Annotated in this window: 1 protein-coding gene; it reads left to right on the top strand. The window is 63.5% G+C overall.

Annotated features, from left to right (window positions below):
- On the top strand, positions 1-233 hold a 233-nt coding region (locus SB771_RS37280), incomplete at both ends, for a 5' nucleotidase, NT5C type (protein WP_410722316.1).

The raw sequence follows: 233 nt of genomic DNA, 5'->3' as shown, positions 1-233 counted from the left end.
CGCTGGGCATGGACGTGCGCATCTGCACCTCGCCGCTGTCGCAGTTCGAGAACTGCGTCGCCGAGAAATACCTGTGGGTCGAGAAGCACCTGGGACGGGAGGCCACCAGCCGGCTGATCCTGACCAAGGACAAGACCCTGGTGCACGGCAATCTGCTGATCGACGACAAGCCGTTGATCCAGGGCGCCGTCAAGCCGCGCTGGAAGCACATCCTGTTCGACGCGCCCTACAAC

Source organism: Burkholderia sp. SIMBA_051 (assembly GCF_046534915.1).
In the GTDB taxonomy this organism is placed as follows: domain Bacteria; phylum Pseudomonadota; class Gammaproteobacteria; order Burkholderiales; family Burkholderiaceae; genus Burkholderia; species Burkholderia ambifaria.
The sequence above is the reverse complement of the archived record's forward strand: the minus strand, read 5'-3'. Positions and strand labels throughout refer to the sequence as shown.